The 18,973-nt window shown below is 68.3% G+C and carries 15 protein-coding genes, 1 tRNA gene and 1 pseudogene; 8 read left to right on the top strand and 9 right to left on the bottom strand.

The window, feature by feature from the left end; genetic code table 11:
- Window positions 1-8: 8 nt before the first annotated feature.
- Window positions 9-3,479: a DNA polymerase III subunit alpha gene (gene dnaE, locus E3U26_RS02010; protein ID WP_499105297.1), complete on the bottom strand. Its 3,471-nt coding sequence runs from the start codon at window positions 3,477-3,479 to the stop codon at window positions 9-11.
- Window positions 3,480-3,571: 92 nt separating this feature from the next.
- Between dnaE and E3U26_RS02005 the strand changes: the two genes are divergently transcribed.
- From E3U26_RS02005 to E3U26_RS01990, 4 genes are read left to right on the top strand one after another with little or no spacing between them, the layout of a single operon-like run.
- Window positions 3,572-5,086, top strand: a complete 1,515-nt coding sequence (locus E3U26_RS02005; protein ID WP_243785737.1) for an ABC transporter ATP-binding protein — start codon at window positions 3,572-3,574, stop codon at window positions 5,084-5,086.
- Entirely contained in the window at window positions 5,073-6,143 is a 1,071-nt protein-coding gene (locus tag E3U26_RS02000; RefSeq protein WP_116222730.1) for an ABC transporter permease, read from the top strand. Before E3U26_RS02005 ends, E3U26_RS02000 begins: the two co-directional genes overlap by 14 nt.
- Entirely contained in the window at window positions 6,140-7,030 is an 891-nt protein-coding gene (locus E3U26_RS01995) for an ABC transporter permease (protein ID WP_214272734.1), read from the top strand. The genes E3U26_RS02000 and E3U26_RS01995 overlap by 4 nt, the downstream gene beginning before the upstream one ends.
- Before the next feature lie 23 nt (window positions 7,031-7,053).
- Window positions 7,054-8,130: a BMP family ABC transporter substrate-binding protein gene (locus E3U26_RS01990; protein WP_036759571.1), complete on the top strand. Its 1,077-nt coding sequence runs from the start codon at window positions 7,054-7,056 to the stop codon at window positions 8,128-8,130.
- Window positions 8,131-8,185: 55 nt separating this feature from the next.
- On the opposite strand, the gene dps is transcribed toward E3U26_RS01990, so the two are convergent.
- From dps to E3U26_RS01965, 5 genes are all read right to left on the bottom strand, one after another.
- The gene (gene dps / locus E3U26_RS01985) at window positions 8,186-8,659 is read right to left on the bottom strand and encodes a DNA starvation/stationary phase protection protein Dps (RefSeq protein WP_024844371.1); all 474 of its coding nucleotides are present in this window, start codon (window positions 8,657-8,659) and stop codon (window positions 8,186-8,188) included.
- Window positions 8,660-8,804: 145 nt separating this feature from the next.
- Window positions 8,805-9,038 (bottom strand): acyl carrier protein, encoded by a 234-nt coding sequence (locus tag E3U26_RS01980; RefSeq protein ID WP_011748063.1) that lies wholly within the window; start codon window positions 9,036-9,038, stop codon window positions 8,805-8,807.
- Window positions 9,039-9,174: 136 nt separating this feature from the next.
- Complete coding sequence (fabG, locus tag E3U26_RS01975; protein WP_499105294.1) at window positions 9,175-9,912, bottom strand: beta-ketoacyl-ACP reductase; 738 nt, start codon at window positions 9,910-9,912, stop codon at window positions 9,175-9,177.
- 64 nt (window positions 9,913-9,976) lie between these two features.
- A complete protein-coding gene (gene fabD, locus E3U26_RS01970; protein WP_036759576.1) occupies window positions 9,977-10,903 on the bottom strand; it encodes an ACP S-malonyltransferase in 927 nt (308 codons plus the stop codon).
- 72 nt (window positions 10,904-10,975) lie between these two features.
- On the bottom strand, window positions 10,976-12,313 hold the full coding sequence (locus E3U26_RS01965; RefSeq protein WP_499105293.1) for a two-component system sensor histidine kinase family protein: 1,338 nt from the start codon (window positions 12,311-12,313) through the stop codon (window positions 10,976-10,978).
- Window positions 12,314-12,371: 58 nt separating this feature from the next.
- Between E3U26_RS01965 and E3U26_RS01960 the strand changes: the two genes are divergently transcribed.
- Both E3U26_RS01960 and E3U26_RS01955 read left to right on the top strand, forming a co-directional pair.
- Complete coding sequence (locus E3U26_RS01960; protein ID WP_499105292.1) at window positions 12,372-13,238, top strand: MBL fold metallo-hydrolase; 867 nt, start codon at window positions 12,372-12,374, stop codon at window positions 13,236-13,238.
- A gap of 93 nt (window positions 13,239-13,331) precedes the next feature.
- Window positions 13,332-13,406: transfer RNA gene (locus E3U26_RS01955), tRNA-Asn, on the top strand.
- Between the two features lie 310 nt (window positions 13,407-13,716).
- On the opposite strand, the gene E3U26_RS01950 is transcribed toward E3U26_RS01955, so the two are convergent.
- From E3U26_RS01950 to E3U26_RS01940, 3 genes and pseudogenes are all read right to left on the bottom strand, one after another.
- The gene (locus tag E3U26_RS01950; RefSeq protein ID WP_499105291.1) at window positions 13,717-14,337 is read right to left on the bottom strand and encodes an ArsR/SmtB family transcription factor; all 621 of its coding nucleotides are present in this window, start codon (window positions 14,335-14,337) and stop codon (window positions 13,717-13,719) included.
- A 74-nt stretch (window positions 14,338-14,411) separates the two neighbouring features.
- Window positions 14,412-14,777: pseudogene (locus E3U26_RS01945) on the bottom strand (FAD-dependent oxidoreductase); the annotation flags it as partial.
- Window positions 14,778-15,067: 290 nt separating this feature from the next.
- Window positions 15,068-15,622: a helix-turn-helix domain-containing protein gene (locus E3U26_RS01940; protein WP_072462771.1), complete on the bottom strand. Its 555-nt coding sequence runs from the start codon at window positions 15,620-15,622 to the stop codon at window positions 15,068-15,070.
- A gap of 234 nt (window positions 15,623-15,856) precedes the next feature.
- On the opposite strand from E3U26_RS01940, the gene E3U26_RS01935 reads away from it, so the two are divergent.
- Window positions 15,857-18,304: a GcvT family protein gene (locus E3U26_RS01935; RefSeq protein ID WP_499105289.1), complete on the top strand. Its 2,448-nt coding sequence runs from the start codon at window positions 15,857-15,859 to the stop codon at window positions 18,302-18,304.
- 178 nt (window positions 18,305-18,482) lie between these two features.
- A complete protein-coding gene (locus tag E3U26_RS01930) occupies window positions 18,483-18,914 on the top strand; it encodes a RidA family protein (RefSeq protein WP_499105288.1) in 432 nt (143 codons plus the stop codon).
- Window positions 18,915-18,973 lie beyond the last annotated feature (59 nt).

Below are 18,973 nucleotides of genomic sequence, written 5' to 3'. Positions count from 1 at the left end.
TCGGCCGCCTATTCCTCCAGCACCTCCAGCACGCCGGGGATCACGCGCAGGGCCTGGCGGGCGGGCGTGGTCAGCGGCACGTCCTCGGCGATCTCGATATCCACCAGGTCGGCCCCGTCCTTCAGCCGCAGCGCGATGGGGCCGCGGGCGCGCGGCGGCACGTTCAGCTCGGCCAGGATGCGTTCCAGCGCCTCGGCGACGGCGGGGACGGCGTCCAGCCCGGCGATCTCGACCGCCAGGCGGTTCGCGCCGGCATCGGCCACCGCCTGCTCCAGCGGCATGACCGAGCGCGCCAGCAGCTTGACCTGGTCGCCCGAAGGCTCGACCTGCACCTGCAAGACCACGTTCTCGCCCGGCTCCAGGTGCTGGCGATGCGCATCCAGCGTGTCGGAAAACACCGTGACCTCGTAAAGCCCGGTCGGGTCGGACAGGCCGACAAAGGCGAAACGGGTGCCGCGGGCGGATTTCTTTTCCTGCCGGTGCGCCACGGTGCCGGCCAGCTGCGCCACCAGCGCGCCGTCCTGCGCCGCCTGCGTCACCTCGGCGAGCGTCTGCACCCCCTTGCGGCGCAGCGCCGGCTGGTAGTCGTCCAGCGGATGACCGGACAGGTAGAAGCCCACGGCCGCATGTTCCTCGGCCAGTTTCTCAGCCGGCATCCAGACGGGCGCGGCGACCGGGCGCGGCGGCGGCAGATCCTCGCCCCCGCCGAAAAGCGAGGACTGGCTGGAGGCCGCCGCCTCCTGCACCGCCGCCGACCAGGCCACCAGCCCGTCCAGCGCCTTCAGCACGCGGGCGCGGTTCGGCTCGAGCGCGTCGAAGGCGCCGGCGCGGGCCAGCATCTCCAGCGGCCGCTTGCCGACGCGGCGCATGTCCACCCGGCGGGCAAAGTCCTGCATGTCGGCAAAGGGCCGGTCGCCGCGGGCCTGCACGATCAGGTTCATCGCCTCGACCCCCACGCCCTTCAGCGCGCCAAGGGCATAGAGGATCTTGCCCTCCTTGACGCTGAACATGGCTTCGGAGCGGTTGACGCAGGGCGCGACCGTCTCGATCCCCATGCGGTCGGCCTCGCGCTTGTAGACGGCGAGCTTGTCGGTCAGGTGAATATCGCAGTTCATCACCGCGGCCATGAACTCGACCGGGTGGTTCGCCTTCAGCCAGGCGGTCTGGTAGCTGACCACGGCATAGGCCGCGGCATGGGACTTGTTGAAGCCGTAGTTGGCGAATTTTTCAAGCAGATCAAAGACCTCTCCGGCCTTCTTCGCGTCGATTCCCTGCGCCTTGCAGCCTTCGACGAACTTGGGCCGCTCCTTGGCCATCTCTTCGGCGATCTTCTTGCCCATCGCGCGGCGCAGCAGGTCGGCGCCGCCCAGCGAATAGCCGGCCATGACCTGCGCGATCTGCATCACCTGTTCCTGGTAGACGATGATGCCCTGGGTCTCGGCGAGGATATGGTCGATGGAAGGATGAATGGATTCAAGGGGTCGCAGGCCGTTCTTCACCTCGCAATAGGTCGGGATGTTCTCCATCGGGCCGGGGCGATACAGCGCCACCAGCGCCACGATGTCCTCGATGCAGGTGGGCTTCATGCGCCGCAGCGCGTCCATCATGCCCGAGCTTTCGACCTGGAACACCGCGACCGTGCGGGCGCTGGCGAACAGGTCGTAGCTGGGCTTGTCGTCCAGCGGGATGGCGTTGATCTGGTTCTCGGCCCCTTTCGCCGGCTCGTAAAGCACCCGACCGTCGGCCGCGACATGCAGCGGCCGGCCGCCCGCGTTGATCAGGTCCACGGCGTTCTGGATCACCGTCAGCGTCTTGAGGCCCAGGAAGTCGAACTTGACCAGCCCCGCCTGCTCGACCCATTTCATGTTGAACTGCGTGGCCGGCATGTCGGAGGCCGGGTCGCGGTAAAGCGGCACCAGCCGGTGCAGCGGCCGGTCGCCGATCACCACGCCGGCGGCATGGGTCGAGGCGTTCCTGAGCAGCCCCTCGATCTTGGCAGCATAGTCCAGCAGGCGGCCGACCACCTCCTCGCGCGCGGCCTCGCGCAGGCGCGGCTCGTCGGCCAGCGCCTTGGTGACGCTGACCGGCTTGACCCCTTCGACCGGGATCATCTTGGAAAGCCGGTCCACCTGGCCGAAGGGCAGTTGCAGCACCCTTCCGACGTCGCGCACCGCCGCCTTGGACAAAAGCGCGCCGAAGGTGATGATCTGGCCGACCTTGTCGCGGCCGTATTTCTCTTGCACGTATTGGATCACCTCCTCGCGGCGATCCATGCAGAAGTCGATGTCGAAGTCGGGCATCGACACCCGCTCCGGGTTCAGGAACCGCTCGAAGAGCAGGCTGTAACGTATTGGATCAAGGTCGGTAATCGTCAGAGCATAGGCGACGAGCGAACCCGCGCCCGAGCCCCGGCCGGGCCCCACCGGGATGCCGTGTTCCTTGGCCCATTTGATGAAATCGGCCACGATCAGGAAATAGCCGGGAAAGCCCATCTGCTCGATGATGCCCAGCTCGAAGCGCAACCGCTCCTCGTATTCCTCGACCGAGGCGGAATGCGGGATCACCGCCAGCCGGGCGCGCAAGCCGTCCCAGGCCTGGCGGCGCAGTTCCTCGACCTCGTCATCCGCAAAGCGCGGCAGGATCGGCTTGTGCTTCTTGACGGCAAAGGCGCAGCGGCGGGCGATCTCGACGGTGTTCTGCACCGCCTCGGGCAGGTCGGCGAACAGGGTCGCCATCTCGGCCGCGGACTTGAAGTAATGCTGCGGCGTCAGCCGGCGGCGCGGCGCGGTCTGGTCGACATAGGCGCGTTCGGAGATGCAGATCAGCGCGTCATGGGCGTCGAAAAGCTCGGGCTTGGGGAAATAGACGTCGTTGGTCGCGACCAGCGGCAGGTCCAGCGCATAGGCGATGTCGATCATGCCGCCTTCGGAACCCGCCTCTTCGGGGACCGGCTGGCCCTCGGCGTCGTGATGGCGCTGCAGTTCGACGTAAAGCCGGGTCGGGAAGGCGGCGGCGAGCCTTTCCGCCAGCGCGCACGCCTCGGCCTGCCGGCCTTGCAGCACCAGCTGGCCCAGCGGGCCGCCGGCGGCGCCGGTCAGGCAGATCAGCCCCTCGGCATGGGCTTCCAGTTCCTCGACCGTCACATGCGGCAAGGCGTGGTCGTCGCGCAGGTAAAGGCAGGTCGAAAGCGCCATCAGGTTCAGCCAGCCGGCCTCGTTCTGCGCCAGCAGCACCACCGGGCCGGTGACATCAGCCGCCAGCGTGACCTGGCAGCCGATGATCGGCTGCACCCCCGCGTCCTGGGCCTTGACCGAAAATTCCAGCGCCGCGAACAAGGCGTTGCTGTCGGTCAGCGCCACGGCGGGCATGCCGTTTTGCGCCGCGAGATCGGCAAGTTTCTTGACCGGCACCGCGCCTTCCAGCAGCGAATGTTCGGAATGGGTGCGCAGGTGGATGAATCGGGGGGAATTTTCAGGCATGGCGCCAATCTAGGGGCGACCTGCCTAACTGTGCAATTGCCCCTCGGCGGAAAACCGCTAATCTTGCGCAAAAAGCAGCGAGGCGCGCGACAGTGACGAATGTTTTCCGGGCCGAGGGCCTGGGCAAGACCTATCCCGGCGTGCGCGCCAATGACGACATCTCGTTCGGGGTCGAGGCGGGCGAGATCCACGCCCTTCTGGGCGAGAACGGCGCGGGCAAGTCCACGCTGGTCAAGATGATCTATGGCCTCGTGCGGCCGGACGAGGGGCATATGGCGCTGCTGGGCGCGCCTTACGCCCCGCATGACCCGCGCGCGGCCCGTGCGGCGGGCGTCGCCATGGTGTTCCAGCATTTCAGCCTGTTCGACGCGATGACGGTTGCGGAAAACATCGCGCTGGGGATGGAGAATCCGCCGCCCCGGCCCGAGCTTGCCCGCCGCATCGCCGAGCTGTCGCAGGGCTACGGCCTGCCGCTGAACCCCGCCCGCCGCATCGCCAGCCTTTCGGCGGGCGAGCGGCAGCGGGTCGAGATCCTGCGCTGCCTGCTGCAGAACCCACGGCTGCTGATCATGGACGAGCCGACCTCGGTCCTGACCCCGCAGGAGGCCGAGATCCTGTTCGCCACCCTGCGGCAACTGGCCGGGGCTGGCACGGCGATCCTGTATATCAGCCACAAGCTGGAAGAGATCCGCAGCCATTGCGACCGCGCCACCATCCTGCGCCAGGGCAAGCTGGTGGGCACGGTCGATCCGCGCGCCCATTCCGCCCGCGAACTGGCGGCGATGATGGTCGGGGCCGAGATGCGGCTGGTGGACCGTTCCGGCCGCAAGCCCGCCGCCCCGGTGCTGGAGGTCCGCGGCCTTTCGACGCCGGGCGGCGAGGGCATGGCGCTGAAGCAGATCGGCCTGACCCTGCGCTCGGGCGAGATCCTGGGCATCGGCGGCGTCGCCGGCAACGGGCAGGAGGAGCTGCTCTCGGCGCTGTCGGGCGAGACGCTGACCGCCCCCGGCACCGTCGCGCTGGAGGGCCGCGACCTGTCCCGCGCCGGCCCCGAGGCGCGGCGCCGCGCCGGCCTGCTGGCCGCGCCCGAGGACCGGCTGGGCCATGCCGCCGTGCCCGAGTTCAGCCTGGCGGAAAACACGCTGCTGACCGCAGGCGCCCGGCAGGGCCTGATCCGCCGCGGGCTGATCGACCGCAAGGCCGCCACGGGTTTCGCGCAAGAGGTGATCCGCGCCTTCGACGTGCGCACCCCCGGCCCGGATACGGCAGCCGGCGCGCTGTCGGGCGGCAATCTGCAGAAATTCGTCATCGGCCGCGAGGTGCTGGGCCGGCCGCGGGTGCTGGTCGTCAACCAGCCGACCTGGGGCGTCGATGCCGGCGCCGCCGCCGCCATCCGCCAGGCGCTGCTGGACCTGGCGGCGCAGGGCGCGGGGCTGATCGTCATCAGCCAGGACCTGGACGAATTGCTGGAGCTTTCGGACCGCTTCTGCGCCCTGAACCAGGGCCGGCTGTCCGCGCCCCGCCCGACCGAGGGGCTGACGGTCGAGGAGATCGGGCTGATGCTGGGCGGCGCCCATGGCATGGAGGTGGCGCATGTTCCGGCTTGAGCCCCGCGCCAGCGCCCCGCTGCTCTGGCAGGTGGCGACGCCCATCCTGGCCGTCCTGTCCACGATGGTGGTCGGCGGCGGGCTGTTCGCCGCCATGGGCTTCGACCCGCTGGCCGCGATCCGCACCATCTTCTGGGATCCGCTGTTCGGCCCCGCCGCCGGCTATTCGCGCCCGCAGCTTCTGGTCAAGGCCGGGCCGCTGATCCTGATCGCCTCGGGCCTGGCGCTGGGGTTCCGCGCCGGGATCTGGAACATCGGCGCCGAGGGGCAATACATCATCGGCGCGATCTGCGGCGCGGCGGTGGCGCTGGCCGCCTATCCGCTGGACGCCTTCTGGATCTTTCCGGCGATGATCCTGGCCGGCGCGGCGGGCGGCTGGGCCTGGGGCATGGTCCCGGCGATGCTGCGCAACTGGTTCGGCGCGTCCGAGATCCTGGTCTCGCTGATGCTGGTCTATGTCGCGCAGCGCATCGCGGCCTGGATGGCCTTCGGCCCGATGAAGAACCCCGAGGGCTTCAACTTTCCCGGCTCGCGCAACCTGCAGCAATACGAGCCCGCCTCGAACCCCGAACTCATCGCCAATTCCGGCCTGCATTGGGGCGGCGTGGCGGCGATCCTGGCCCTTGCGGCGACCTGGTTCGTCATGTCGCGCCATGTCCTGGGCTTTCACATCCGCACCGCCGGCGCCGCCCCCCGCGCCGCCCGCTTTGCCGGCGTCCGCCCCGAGCGGCTGGTGGCGCTGTGCCTGGGCGTCTCGGGCGCGCTGGCGGGGCTGGCGGGTCTCTTCGAGGTCGCGGGCCCGGCCGGGCAGATCACCGAAAGCTTCGGCTCGGGCTACGGCTTTACCGCGATCATCGTGGCCTTCCTGGGCCGGCTGCATCCGCTGGGCATCCTGCTGGCGGGACTGCTCATGGCGCTGACCTATATCGGCGGCGAGCTGGCGCAGATGATGCTGAACCTGCCCGCGGCGACGGTGCAGGTCTTTCAGGGGATGCTTCTGTTCTTCCTGCTCGGCTTCGACCTTCTGACCCGCTACCGCATTCGGAGGCGCGCATGATGATCGACCCGCTTTCCGTCTTCATCCTGCTGCTCGGCGCCGCGACGCCGATCCTGTTCGCCGCGCTTGGCGAATTGGTGGTCGAGCGCGCGGGCGTGCTGAACCTGGGCGTCGAGGGCATGATGATCACCGGCGCGCTGGCCGGTTTCGCCGCCGCCCATGCCAGCGGCAGCCCCGCCCTGGGCTTCCTGGCCGCGGCCCTGGCCGGTGCGGTGGTGTCCATGACATTCGCGGCGCTGACCCAATTCCTGCTGTCGAACCAGGTGGCGACGGGGCTGGCGCTGACGCTGTTCGGCCTGGGCCTGACCGCGATGTTCGGCAAGCCCTATGAGGGGATGAAGGCCCCGGCGATGATGCCCGGCCCGCTGGGCCTGAACTGGATGATCTGGCTGGGCATCGCGCTGGTGCCCGCGGTCTGGTGGTTCCTGGCCCGCACCCGGCCGGGCCTGATCCTGCGCGCGGTGGGCGAAAACCACGACGCCGCCCATGGTCTGGGCTATCCGGTGCGGCGGATGCGCGTCCTTGCCATCGGCTTCGGCGGCGCGCTGGCCGGGATGGGCGGCGCCTATATCTCGATCGCCACCGTGCTGCAATGGACCGAGGGCATGACGGCCGGCGCCGGCTGGATCGCGCTGGCCATCGTGGTCTTTGCGCAATGGAACCCCTGGGGCGTGCTGGCCGGGGCCTGGCTCTTCGGCGGCGTCACCGTCTTGCAGCTGCGGCTGCAGGCGGCCGGGGTCGCGGTGCCGGTGCAGCTGCTGTCCATGGCGCCCTATCTCGCCACGATCTTCGTGCTGGTGCTGATCTCGGCCCGGCAGAAATTCGGCCGCTCGGGCGCGGGCGCGGCCCCCGCCAGCCTGGGTCGGCCCTTCCACGCATTGAAATAGGCACAACCTGCAAGGAGCATGACATGAAACGCAGAACTCTTCTTGGCAGCGCCGCGGCGCTGGTGGCCAGCACGGCCCTGCCCGCCTTCGCGCAAGAGGAAAAGCTGAAGGTGGGCTTCATCTATGTCGGCCCGGTGGGCGACGGCGGCTGGACCTATCAGCACGACCTGGCCCGGCAGGCGGTGGAACGCGAATATGGCGACCGGGTCGAGACCACCTATATCGAAAGCGTCCCCGAAGGCGCCGATGCCGAGCGCGCCATCACGCAACTGGCGCTGTCCGGCCATAAGCTGATCTTCACCACCAGCTTCGGCTTCATGGACGCCACGATCAACGTCGCCAAGAAGTTCCCGGATGTGAAATTCGAGCACGCCACCGGCTACAAGACCGCCGAAAACGTCGCCACCTATGACGCCCGCTTCTACGAAGGCCGCGCGGTGCTGGGCACGATTGCCGGCCGCATGACCAAGTCGAACAAGATCGGCTATATCGGCTCCTTCCCGATCCCCGAGGTCGTGCAGGGCATCAACTCGGCCTATATCCACGCCAGGAAGGTGAACCCGGATGTCGAGATGAAGGTGGTCTGGGCCTATACTTGGTTCGACCCCGCGAAAGAGGCCGATGCCGCCGCCGCGCTGATCGCCGAGGGCGTGGACGTGTTCATGCAGCACACCGACTCGACCGCGCCGCTGGCCAAGGCGCAGGAAGCGGGCGCCTTCGGCTTCGGCCAGGCCTCGGACATGGCGAATTTCGCGCCCCAGCCCCGGCTCGCCTCGATCATCGACAATTGGGAGCCCTATTACATCAAGCGCGTCGGCGAGGTGCTGGACGGCACCTGGAAATCCCAGGGCGTCTGGCTGGGCATCGGCGACGGCGAGGTGGTGATCGGCGAGATCACCGATGCCGTCCCCGCCGAGGTCAAGGCCGAGGCCGAGGCGCTGCGCGACAAGATCGCCGCCGGCGAATACCACCCCTTCACCGGGCCGCTGAACAAGCAGGATGGCTCGGCCTGGCTGGCCGAGGGGCAGACGGCCAGCGACCAGGAACTCTCCTCGATGAACTTCTATGTCGAGGGGATCACCGCGCCGATGCCGAAATAGGCCGCGGCGCAAGCGGCAAACCGGGGCCTCGGCCCCGGTTCACCTGGCGGAAAGCCTATTCCAGGTGGCTTTCCAGGAACCACAGGTCCTTGTCCGCCGTGCGCGAGGCGGCGGTGAACAGGTCGGCGGTATCGGCATCGCCGGCCTCGTCGGTCGCGTCGATGGCGGCGCGCACCTTCTCGCCATAATCGCGCATGCGCTCGCAGACGGCCTTGATGTGGTCCTCGGCCTTGGTCAGGTCGGTCGGGTATTCCTTGAGCGTGCTGGCCTTGGCCACCTTCTCGACCGTGCCGACGGCGACGCCGTCCAGCACCTGCACGCGCTCGGCCATCATGTCCACATGCTCGTCCAGCCGCGCCTTCACGGTGTCGAACAGCTCATGCACGGCGATGAAGTTGCGGCCCTTGACGTTCCAATGCGCCTGCTTGATCGCCGCCGACAGCGCCAGCGCGTCGGCCAGGCGGGCATTCAGTTCGGCGATTGCGGTCTTGCGGGCATTGTCGCTGAGCCCTTTGACATTCACGGCCATGAAACTCTCCTTCGTCAGGTCCGCCCTTGAAACGACATGGGCCTTGCGGCGGTTCCCCGCGACGCTGGGTCAAACCGCCGCAGGCAAAGAAAAAGGGCGGCGCTTTCCACCGAAAGCACCGCCCCGAAAGCAGGTCAGAGCAGGATCAGACCGCGCCCTGGATGAATTTCACGGCATCGCCGAAGGTCTGGATGGTCTCGGCCGCATCGTCCGGGATCTCGATGCCGAACTCTTCCTCGAAAGCCATGACCAGCTCGACGGTGTCCAGCGAATCGGCGCCGAGATCGTCGATGAACGAGGCGGTCTCGGTGACCTTCTCTTCATCGACACCCAGGTGCTCGACGACAATTTTCTTCACGCGATCAGCGATATCGCTCATGTCTCTTCCTCGTTTTCGCGGGCAATCCGCCCAGATGTTCCAGCGATTGCCGGTCAGAGCCCAGGGCGGTTCCCCTGCGGCCTTGTTTGCGGGATATAGCACGGGAACGTGATCTTGCAACCCGCATAAACCACGTTCAGATCATCGCCATGCCGCCGTTGACATGCAGCGTGGCGCCGGTGACATAGCCCGCCTCGGGGCTGGCCAGATACAGCACGGCGGCGGCGATTTCCTGGGCGGAACCCATGCGCCCGGCGGGGATCTGCGTCAGGATCCGGCCCTTCTGCTCGTCGTTCAGCTTGCCGGTCATCGCCGTCTCGATGAAGCCGGGGGCGACGCAGTTCACGGTGATCCCGCGCGAGGCGACCTCATAGGCCAGGCTCTTCGACATGCCGACCAGCCCGGCCTTGGCGGCGGCGTAATTGCCCTGCCCCGGATTGCCGGTGGTGCCGACGATCGAGCCGATGTTCACGATCCGGCCCCAGCGCGCCTTCATCATGCTGCGCAGGACGCCCCGGCACAGCCGGAAGCTCGAGGTCAGGTTGACCTCCAGCACCTGCGCCCATTCCTCGTCGGACATGCGCATGAACAGGTTGTCGCGGGTGATCCCGGCATTGTTGACCAGGATGTCGACCGAACCCATCGCCTCGGCCGCCGCCTTGGGCAGGGCCTCGACCGCCGCCGCATCGGCCAGGTTGGCGGTGACCACATGCGCCCGCCCGCCCAGCCTCTCGGCCAGCTCGCGCAACGGCGCCTCGCGCGTGCCCGACAGCGCCACGGTGGCACCGGCGGCATGCAGCGCCTCGGCCACGGCGCCGCCGATCCCGCCCGACGCCCCGGTCACCAGCGCATTCCTGCCCGTCAGATCAAACATCACGCTCTTTCTCCGTTGTCCAAATACCCCGGGGGAATCCCGCAGGGATGGGGGCAGAGCCCCCTCATGCCTTCAGCGCCGCAATATCCGCCGGGACACCGATATTGCGCACCGCCGCATCCTTGGCGATGCGCTTGATCATGCCCGACAGCGCCTTGCCGGCGCCGATCTCCCAGAACTCGGTCACGCCCGCGCCGGCCAGGAACTCGACCGACTCGCGCCAGCGCACGGCACCCGTCACCTGCTCGACCAGCAGCCGGCGGATGGCGCCGGGCTCGGTCACCGGCTCGGCGCGGACATTGGCCACCAGCGGCACGGCCGGCGCGGCGATCTCGACCGCGGCCAGGGCCTCGGCCATCACCGCCGCCGCGGGCTGCATCAGCGCCGAATGGAACGGGGCCGAGACCGGCAGCATCAGCGCCCGCTTGGCGCCGCGCTCCTTGGCCAGCGCCGCGGCGCGCTCGACCGCCTCCTTGTGCCCCGAGATCACCACCTGCGCCGGATCGTTGTCATTGGCCGCCTGGCAGACCTCGCCCTCGGCCGCGTCGCGCGCGATCTGGTCGACCGCGGCGAAATCCAGGCCCAGGATCGCCGCCATGGCGCCCTGCCCCACCGGCACCGCCTCCTGCATGGCCTGGCCGCGCAGGCGCAACAGCCGCGCGGTGTCGGCCAGGCTCAGCGCGCCCGCCGCGCAAAGCGCCGAATATTCGCCCAGCGAGTGGCCGGCGACGAAATCCGCGTCCCGGATGCCGAAGCCCTCGGCCTCCAGCGCCCGGAAGGCCGCGATCGAGGTCGCCATCAGCGCCGGCTGCGCGTTCCGGGTCAGGGTCAGCGTCTCGATGTCGCCGTTCCAGACCAGGTCGGACAGGCTCTCTCCCAGCGCCTCGTCGACCTCGGCAAAGACCTCGCGCGCCGCCGGATAGGCCTCGGCCAGCTCGCGCCCCATGCCGACGACCTGTGCGCCCTGCCCCGGAAATACGAATGCCCGCATCGCGGAATCCCTTCTGTCCTATGTCCTTGCGACAGCCTTAGCCCGCGACGCCCCTTGCCGCAACCGCGGCCGTCAGCGCGGAATCACGATCTCGGCCCGCAATCCCCCCAGCCGCTCGCCCTGGCCCAGCCGCAACTGCCCGCCATGGGCGCGGGCGATGTCGGCGGCGATGGACAGGCCCAGCCCCACGCCCTGGCCGCGGTTCTGGTTGCGCGCGGGGTCGAGCCGGGTAAAGGGCTTCAGCGCCTCCTCGCGCCTCTCGGGCGGGATGCCGGGCCCGTCGTCCTCGACCGAGATGCGGAAATAGCTCGGCCCCAGCGCCGCCTCGACCTCGGCGCGCTCGCCGTAGCGCACGGCATTGCCGATCAGGTTCTCGACGGCGCGGCGCAGGCTGTCGCGGCGAAAGGTGGCGCGGCCGGCGCCGTCGCCCGCGACCGAATGCAGGACCACCCGCTGCCCGCCGCGCTGCGCATCGGCGACGATGCCGCGCACGAAATCCAGCGCCGGCACCGGTTCGGGCGGGGCATCCTGCGCCGCGTCGCGGGCATGGTCCAGGAAGGCGTCGACCATGGTGCCCATGGCCGCCACGTCGCTTTCCAGCGCCGCGATCTCCTCGGGTTCGGGCGGATAGTCCGGGCTCAGCATCGACAGGCCCAGCCGCAGCCGCGTCAGGGGCGTGCGCAGGTCGTGGCTGACGCCCGAGAGCATCTGCTTGCGCTGCTCGTTCTGGCGCTCGATGCGGGCGCGCATCTCCAGGAAGGCGGTGCCGGCGCTGCGGATCTCGCTGGCGCCGGCCGGGCGGTAGGAAATGATCCGCCCCTTGCCGTATTCCTCGGCCGCGCGCGCCAGCCGCCGGATCGGGCGCAGCTGGTTGCGCAGGAAGATCGTCGCGATCGCCGTCATCAGAAGCGAGGTGCCCACCATCAGCACCAGCAGCTGGTGCGGGTTCGAGGCGCTGACCCGCAGGCGCGGAAACACCAGCTGGTAATGCCCCCAGCGGCCCTGCAGCGTCACCCGCACCTCGCGCCGGTGGCTCAGGTCGACGGCGCGCACGGCGGGCACGCGCTCGTGCAGCTCGGCGATGACGATGCGGCCCGACAGGTCGTAGAAGGCCCGCCATTCCACGCCCGGCTCGGCCGGCAGCTGCAGCTCCAGCCCCAGCGGCACGACCACCTCGCCGGCAGAATCGCGCGCCGCCTGGACATCGGGCGCCGCCTCGATCCGGGCCGCGACCAGCGCGACCTCATGCGCCATGCCCGAGGTCATCTGCCGCGCCACGTCCTCGAAATGGCGCTGCAGGAACATGATGGTGACGACGATTGTCACCACCACGACCGGCAGGAACAGGATCAGCGCCGCCCGTCCGTAAAGCCCGCGCGGCATGGTCCGCTTCAGCCAGTCGAAATTCATTGCCTCATGCCCCACCCGGCCCTTGGAATACGGGCCCTGCCATGGCTAGGTTAGCCCCATGACAAGCGCCGAGAAAGCCCTGCGGATCATCACCGCCGACAATCCCTCGCCCTTCACCGGGCCGGGCACCAACACCTTCCTGCTGGGACGCGAGCGGATCGCGGTGATCGACCCCGGCCCGGACCTGGCCGCGCATCGCCGGGCGATCCTGGCCGCCGCGGGGCCGGGCCGCATCAGCCATATCTTCGTCACCCATGCGCATCTGGACCATTCCGGCGGCGCCCGCGCCCTGGCCCAGGCGACCGGCGCGCCGATCCTGGGCTTCGGCCCCGCCGAATCGGGCCGCTCGGCGGTGATGGAGCGGCTGGCGCGCGAAGGCGCCATCGACGGCGGCGAGGGGCTGGACCGCGGCTTCGCCCCCGACATCGCCCTGGCCGACGGCGCGGCGGTCGAGACCGACGAGTGGCGCCTGACCGCGCTGCACACGCCGGGCCATTTCGCCGGCCACCTGGCCTTTCGCCAGGACGAGACGATCTTTTGCGGCGACGTGGTGATGGGCTGGTCCTCGACCATCATCTCGCCGCCGGACGGCGATCTGGCGGATTACTTCCGTTCGCTCTCGCGGCTCGATTCGGCGGGGGCGCGGGTGCTGCTGCCCGCGCATGGCGATGCGGTGCGCGACCCGGCGGCACGGCTGGCCGAGCTTGCCGCGCATCGGCGCGAGCGCACGGTGCAGATCCTTGCCGCGCTGCGCGACGGCCCGGCCACGGCCGAGGCGCTGGCACGGCGAATCTACCGCATCCCGCCGGCGATGATCCCGGCGGCGATGCGCAACGTGCTGGCGCATCTGATCGCCCTGTCCGAGCTTGGCGCGGTCTCGACCCCCGGCCCGATCGGCTCGGATTCGGTCTTTTCCGCGCATTGACCGGGGCCGGCGGGGGATTTTCCGGATGGGTGAAAAAAATGCGCAAACCCCTCTGGACGACCCCGAAGAGCGCGGCTATACACCGCCCCGTGTTCCGGCGTAGCTCAGCGGTAGAGCAGTTGACTGTTAATCAATTGGTCGTAGGTTCGATCCCTACCGCCGGAGCCATAAAAATCAAGGTGATGAAGGGCGTCCTTCAGGTGTTGCGGACAGTTGTCCGACGCCGGGGATGAGGCCCGCATCTGCGGCGATTGCGAGATCGTTTCGAGCGGTTTCGGGGTGGCGCATTGCGTCCCGCGTCATCCGAGCTTCCGCATTCGATCAGGCGCCTTCGGGCAAGGCCGTCCGCATCGCCAAGTGCCGGCCCGTGGAAAACACTGCAGACGGGATAGCCAGCGGGACCGAGGCCGCGAACCGTGAAACCGGCGGCCTGCCCCGTTCATCCGCCAGGATGAGGGCACCTAGGCCCGCGTCGTTCTCAAGCCCCCGTCTCGACGGCCAGCCCCGCCGCCTTCCATTCGGCGAAACCATCTTCCAGCCGCATCGCCCTGAAGCCCCTGGCGCGCAGCGCGGCCACGGCCTCGACCGAAAAGACGCAATAGGGGTCGCGGCAATAGGCGATGATCTCGGTATCCTTGGGCAGCTCGGTCATCAGCCGGTCCAGTTCCGAAAACGGGATATTGCGCGCGCCCGGAAGATGGCCCTGCGCGAACTCCTCGGCGGGACGGACGTCCAGCACCGTGACCAGACCGGCCTCGATCCGCTGGGCCAGATCTTCGCGCGACACCGCCTCCATCGAATCCCGCGCATGGAAATAGTCGTCCAGCACGCGGTTGACCTCGGCGATATTGCGCTCTCCCACCCGGCTGAGCGCGCTGACGAGCGCCACCGCCTCGGCATCGCCGGCAAGGCTGTAGATCACATGCTTGCCGCGCCGCTCGATCTCGACCAGCCGCATGCGCCGCAGGATCTGCAGACGCCGCGAGGTGTTGGCAAAGGACATGCCCGACAGCGCGGACAGTTCCTCGACCGGACGGCGGCCCTGCGCCAGGTATTCCAGCAGTTCCAGACGGTGCGGATGGCCGAGCGCCTGCGCCACCTCGGCCAGGCTTGCGTGCCGGGAGTGTGGATCGCCGCGAAATAGTGCTTCGATCCGGTGCGGGCCTGGATCTCTTCCCGGCCGAGCCAGCGGTGCTCCTTGCCGATCTGCTTCAGCGCCACCGACATCTCGGTCAGGCATTTCTGCCCGCGCTCGGTCGCCGCGGCGTGGTATTTGCCCGAAGGGTCCCAGTCGCAATCGACGCCCAGTTCCTCGACCGCCTGGCGAAGATAGTCGATCCCCTCGCTGTTGACGTGGAACTCTTCCTCGTTGCCCTTTTTATCCTCGGCGAAGTGCTTGTTGCGCGGATTATGCGCCAGATCGATCGCAAAACCGGCGCAACGGCCGGCCGCGCCGTCGCCTATACTGCCGGCATCGACAAGAACGACGCGGGCGTCGGGGGCGAGTTCGCCCAGCCGGCGGGCACAGTGGAGCCCCATCCAGCCGCCTCCGACGACGAGATAATCGCATGCGATATCAGTATTCAACCGATTGGCTGCGGGCCGCGGACCCAGGGCGGCGAACCAACCGGAACGGGTCGGCTCCATATGGACAGGCATGATTTTCATAGCAGGACCGGGATGATTTTTCTGGTCCGAACCTACATCAACGGGCCAGCCGGCGTGATGCTGGAAATTTCCCGCTCAGTATAGAATGGATTTATGAATTCTCCCTGCATGGACAGGGGTCGCCGCATCGCGGCCAACGCGCACCCCGGCTGAACTGGCCGCTAGTAGATCGGCGGAGAGACGATCCAGATGGCGATGGCGGGTTCGTCGCCATCGTTGCGCCAGGCATAGTCCGTCTCGCGGAACTGGAAGCTGTCGCCGGGTTCCAGCCGGATCTCGCGGTCGCCGATGATCAGGGTCAGGCGGCCCGAGATCAGGACGCCGCCGTCCTCCTTCGGCCGCGCCTTTCGCCGTCCGCCGCTGGACGAGCGCGGCGCGAAGGTCGACTTGATCATCTCGAACGAGCCGCTGAGCGTCGGGGACAGCAGCTCCTCGACCAGCCCGCTTTCCTGCGAGCCGATGGGCGTCCGGTCCGCCGCGCGCAGGACCAGCCCGCGTTCCTCGGGCGCCCGGCTGGCAGAGCGGAAGAAGAAGCTGATGTTCACCCCCAGCCGGTCCGAGATCTGCCCCAGGTCATGGACCGACGGCGTGGTCTGCCCGCGCTCGACCTGGCTCAGCCAGCCGACCGAGCGCCCGACATCGCCCGCAAGCTCCAGCAGCGTCATGCCCCGCGACTTGCGCAGCGACCGGATGTCTTCACCCACATGATGGCTCATCGGCTCTCCTTCAGAGGATGCCGGCAAGGTGCAGCAATTCCGCTGAAATCTCAACACGACCGCAGCCGGTAAATGAAATTCCTGGATAGATCGGACTAAAAATGAAATTTTTAATTGAAATTTCATTCTCGCCATGGATAGTTCCACCCTATCGGAAAGAACGGAATCGCCCCCCCTTCCCCGGCGACCCCCCGGCCCTGCACAGCTCACCCAGTCCAACAGCGGATAACCATCATGGTCGAACTTCCCAGCCAAGCCCGCGTCGTCATCATCGGCGGCGGCATTTCGGGCTGTTCCGTCGCCTATCACCTTGCCAAGCTCGGCTGGACCGACATCGTGCTGCTGGAACGCAAGCAGCTGACATCCGGCACCACCTGGCACGCGGCGGGGCTGATCGGCCAGCTGCGCGCCAGCCAGAACATGACCCGGCTGGCGAAATATTCCGCCGACCTCTACACCAAGCTGGAGGCCGAGACCGGGCTTGCCACCGGCCTGCGGCAATGCGGCTCGATCACCGTCGCCCTGACCGAAGAGCGGCGCGAGGAGATCCTGCGCCAGGCGGCGCTGGCCCGCGCCTTCGGCGTGGACGTGAACGAGCTTTCGCCGCGCGAGGTGCTGGAGCTTTATCCGCATCTGGAGATCTCCGACGTGGTTGCCGGCGTCCACCTGCCGCTGGACGGCCAGGCCGATCCGGGCAATATCGCGCTGGCGCTGGCCAAGGGCGCGCGGATGCGCGGCGCCCGGATCGTCGAGCAGGTCAAGGTCACGCGCATCACCACCGCCAATGGCCGCGTGACCGGCGTCGAGTGGGAAGCCGGCGGCGAGCGCGGCCATATCGCCACCGAAAACGTGGTGAACTGCGGCGGCATGTGGAGCCGCGACCTTGCGGCGCAAAACGGCGTCACCCTGCCACTGCACGCCTGCGAGCATTTCTACATCGTCACCGAGAACATCCCCGACCTGGCCCAGCTTCCGGTCCTGCGCGTGCCCGACGAATGCGCCTATTACAAGGAGGACGCGGGCAAGATACTGCTCGGCGCCTTCGAGCCCAAGGCCAAGCCCTGGGGCATGGCGGGCATCCCCGAGGATTTCTGCTTCGACCAGCTGCCCGAGGATTTCGATCATTTCGAGCCGATCCTGGAAAAGGCGGTGGCCCGCATGCCGCTGCTGGGCCAGGCGGGCATCCACACCTTCTTCAACGGCCCGGAAAGCTTCACCCCCGACGACCGCTATTACCTGGGCGAGTCGCCCGAGCTTGCCGGCTACTGGGTCGCGGCCGGCTACAATTCCATCGGCATCGTGTCCTCCGGCGGGGCGGGCATGGCGCTGGCGCAATGGATGGAGGACGGCGAGCCGCCTTTCGATCTGTGGGAGGTCGATATCCGCCGCGCCCAGCCCTTCCAGCGCAATCGCCGCTATCTGAAGGAACGGGTCAGCGAGACGCTGGGCCTGCTTTACGCCGATCATTTCCCCTATCGGCAGATGGCGACCTCGCGCGGCATCCGCCGCTCGCCCCTGCACGAGCATCTCAAGGCGCGCGGCGCGGTCTTTGGCGAGGTCGCGGGCTGGGAGCGTGCCAACTGGTTCGCCGCGGACGGGCAAGAGCGCGAATACCGCTATGGCTGGAAGCGCCAGAACTGGTTCGACAACCAGCGCGCCGAGCATATGGCGATGCGCGAGGGCGTGGGCCTGCTGGACATGACCAGCTTCGGCAAGATCCGGGTCGAGGGGCGCGATGCGCTTGCCTTCCTGCAGCGGCTTTGCGCGAATGACATGGACGTGGCGGCGGGCCGCATCGTCTATACGCAGATGCTGAACCACCGCGGCGGCATTGAGTCCGACCTGACGGCGACGCGGCTTTCCGAAACCGCCTTCTTCCTGGTCGTGCCCGGCGCGACCTTGCAGCGCGACCTGGCCTGGCTGCGCCGGCATCTGGGCGATGAGTTCGTCACCATCACCGACATCACCGCGTCGGAAGCCGTGCTGCCGCTGATGGGCCCGCGCTCGCGCCAGCTTCTGTCGCTGGTCTCGCCCGATGATTTCTCGAACGAGGCGCATCCCTTCGGCACCGCGCGCGAGATCGAGATCGGCATGGGCCTGGCCCGCGCCCATCGCGTGACCTATGTCGGCGAATTGGGATGGGAGCTTTACGTTTCCACCGACCAGGCCGCACATGTCTTCGAGGTGCTGGCTGAGGCGGGCGAGCAGGTCGGCCTGAAGCTGTGTGGTCTGCACGCGATGGACAGCTGCCGCATCGAGAAGGCCTATCGCCATTTCGGCCATGACATCACCGACGAGGACCATGTGCTGGAGGCGGGCCTGGGCTTCGCGGTGAAAACCGACAAGGGCGACTTCATCGGCCGCGACGCGGTGCTGAAGAAGCGCGAAACCGGGCTGGAGCGCCGCCTGGTCCAGTTCCGGCTGAAGGATCCCGAACCGCTGCTGTTCCACAACGAGCCGGTCCTGCGCGACGGCAAGATCGTCGGCTTCCTGACCTCGGGCAATTACGGCCATGCGCTCGGCGCCGCGATCGGCCTGGGCTATGTGCCCTGCCGGGGGGACGAGACCGCGGCCGAGATGCTGGCGTCGGATTATACCATCGACGTGGCAGGCCGGATCGTGGCTGCCGAGGCCAGCCTGGCGCCCCTCTACGATCCCAAGTCGGCGCGGGTGCGCGGCTGAAACCGAACTCGTGGAAGGACGGGAGCCATGAAGCTCCTGGTCCCCGTGAAGCGGGTGATCGACTACAACGTGAAGGCCCGCATTCCGGTGACAGCATCCGGCTGAACTTCTCGCAGGACCATGCGGCGGCGACGGCCGCGGTCGAGCGCCTGGCGGCGCTGGTCGAACGGTATCGCGCATGAGCGCGGCTCCCGGACAGGGCAACCCGGTGCCGCAGGGCGATTACGTCGCGGCAACGCGGCACGGATCGCTGATCTTCACCGCCGGGATGACCCCGCGCGTGAACGGCCGGCTGATGTTCAGCGGCCCGGTCCGCAGGGACCAGCCGCTGGAAGCCTGGCGCGAGGCGGTGGTGCTGGCCTGCAGCAACGCGCTGCGGGCCGCGCGCGCGACCCTGGCGCCGGGCGAGGATCTGGCGGCCGTCCTCAGCCTGACCGTCTATGTCGCCGCGGAAGCGGGGTTTGCCGCGCATTCCGCGCTTGCCGATTTCGCCTCGCAGTTCCTCAAGGAACAGCTGGGCGCAGGTGGCATCGGCAGCCGCTGCGCGGTGGGCGTGGCGACGCTGCCGGGGAATGCGCCGGTCGAAATCCAGATGGTGGCGGCGGTCTGATCTCCCGCGCCGCGCGTGTGGGTGCCGGGCTTTTGCTTTGGGGCGGGCTGCGGACATTG

The organism is Paracoccus ferrooxidans, assembly GCF_029909815.1.
Lineage (GTDB): Bacteria > Pseudomonadota > Alphaproteobacteria > Rhodobacterales > Rhodobacteraceae > Paracoccus > Paracoccus versutus.
This window is presented reverse-complemented; position numbering and strand designations above follow the sequence as displayed.

Bases quoted from the DNA above. Each gene is read 5' to 3' on its own strand.
- E3U26_RS01980 (WP_011748063.1), bottom strand. From the start codon at position 9,038: ATGAGCGATATCGCTGATCGCGTGAAGAAAATTGTCGTCGAGCACCTG.
- E3U26_RS02000 (WP_116222730.1), top strand. From the start codon at position 5,073: ATGTTCCGGCTTGAGCCCCGCGCCAGCGCCCCGCTGCTCTGGCAGGTG.
- E3U26_RS01995 (WP_214272734.1), top strand. From the start codon at position 6,140: ATGATGATCGACCCGCTTTCCGTCTTCATCCTGCTGCTCGGCGCCGCG.
- E3U26_RS01960 (WP_499105292.1), top strand. From the start codon at position 12,372: ATGACAAGCGCCGAGAAAGCCCTGCGGATCATCACCGCCGACAATCCC.
- fabG (WP_499105294.1), bottom strand. From the start codon at position 9,912: ATGTTTGATCTGACGGGCAGGAATGCGCTGGTGACCGGGGCGTCGGGC.
- dnaE (WP_499105297.1), bottom strand. From the start codon at position 3,479: ATGCCTGAAAATTCCCCCCGATTCATCCACCTGCGCACCCATTCCGAA.
- E3U26_RS01940 (WP_072462771.1), bottom strand. From the start codon at position 15,622: ATGAGCCATCATGTGGGTGAAGACATCCGGTCGCTGCGCAAGTCGCGG.
- fabD (WP_036759576.1), bottom strand. From the start codon at position 10,903: ATGCGGGCATTCGTATTTCCGGGGCAGGGCGCACAGGTCGTCGGCATG.
- dps (WP_024844371.1), bottom strand. From the start codon at position 8,659: ATGGCCGTGAATGTCAAAGGGCTCAGCGACAATGCCCGCAAGACCGCA.
- E3U26_RS01930 (WP_499105288.1), top strand. From the start codon at position 18,483: ATGAGCGCGGCTCCCGGACAGGGCAACCCGGTGCCGCAGGGCGATTAC.
- E3U26_RS01965 (WP_499105293.1), bottom strand. From the start codon at position 12,313: ATGAATTTCGACTGGCTGAAGCGGACCATGCCGCGCGGGCTTTACGGA.
- E3U26_RS01935 (WP_499105289.1), top strand. From the start codon at position 15,857: ATGGTCGAACTTCCCAGCCAAGCCCGCGTCGTCATCATCGGCGGCGGC.
- E3U26_RS01990 (WP_036759571.1), top strand. From the start codon at position 7,054: ATGAAACGCAGAACTCTTCTTGGCAGCGCCGCGGCGCTGGTGGCCAGC.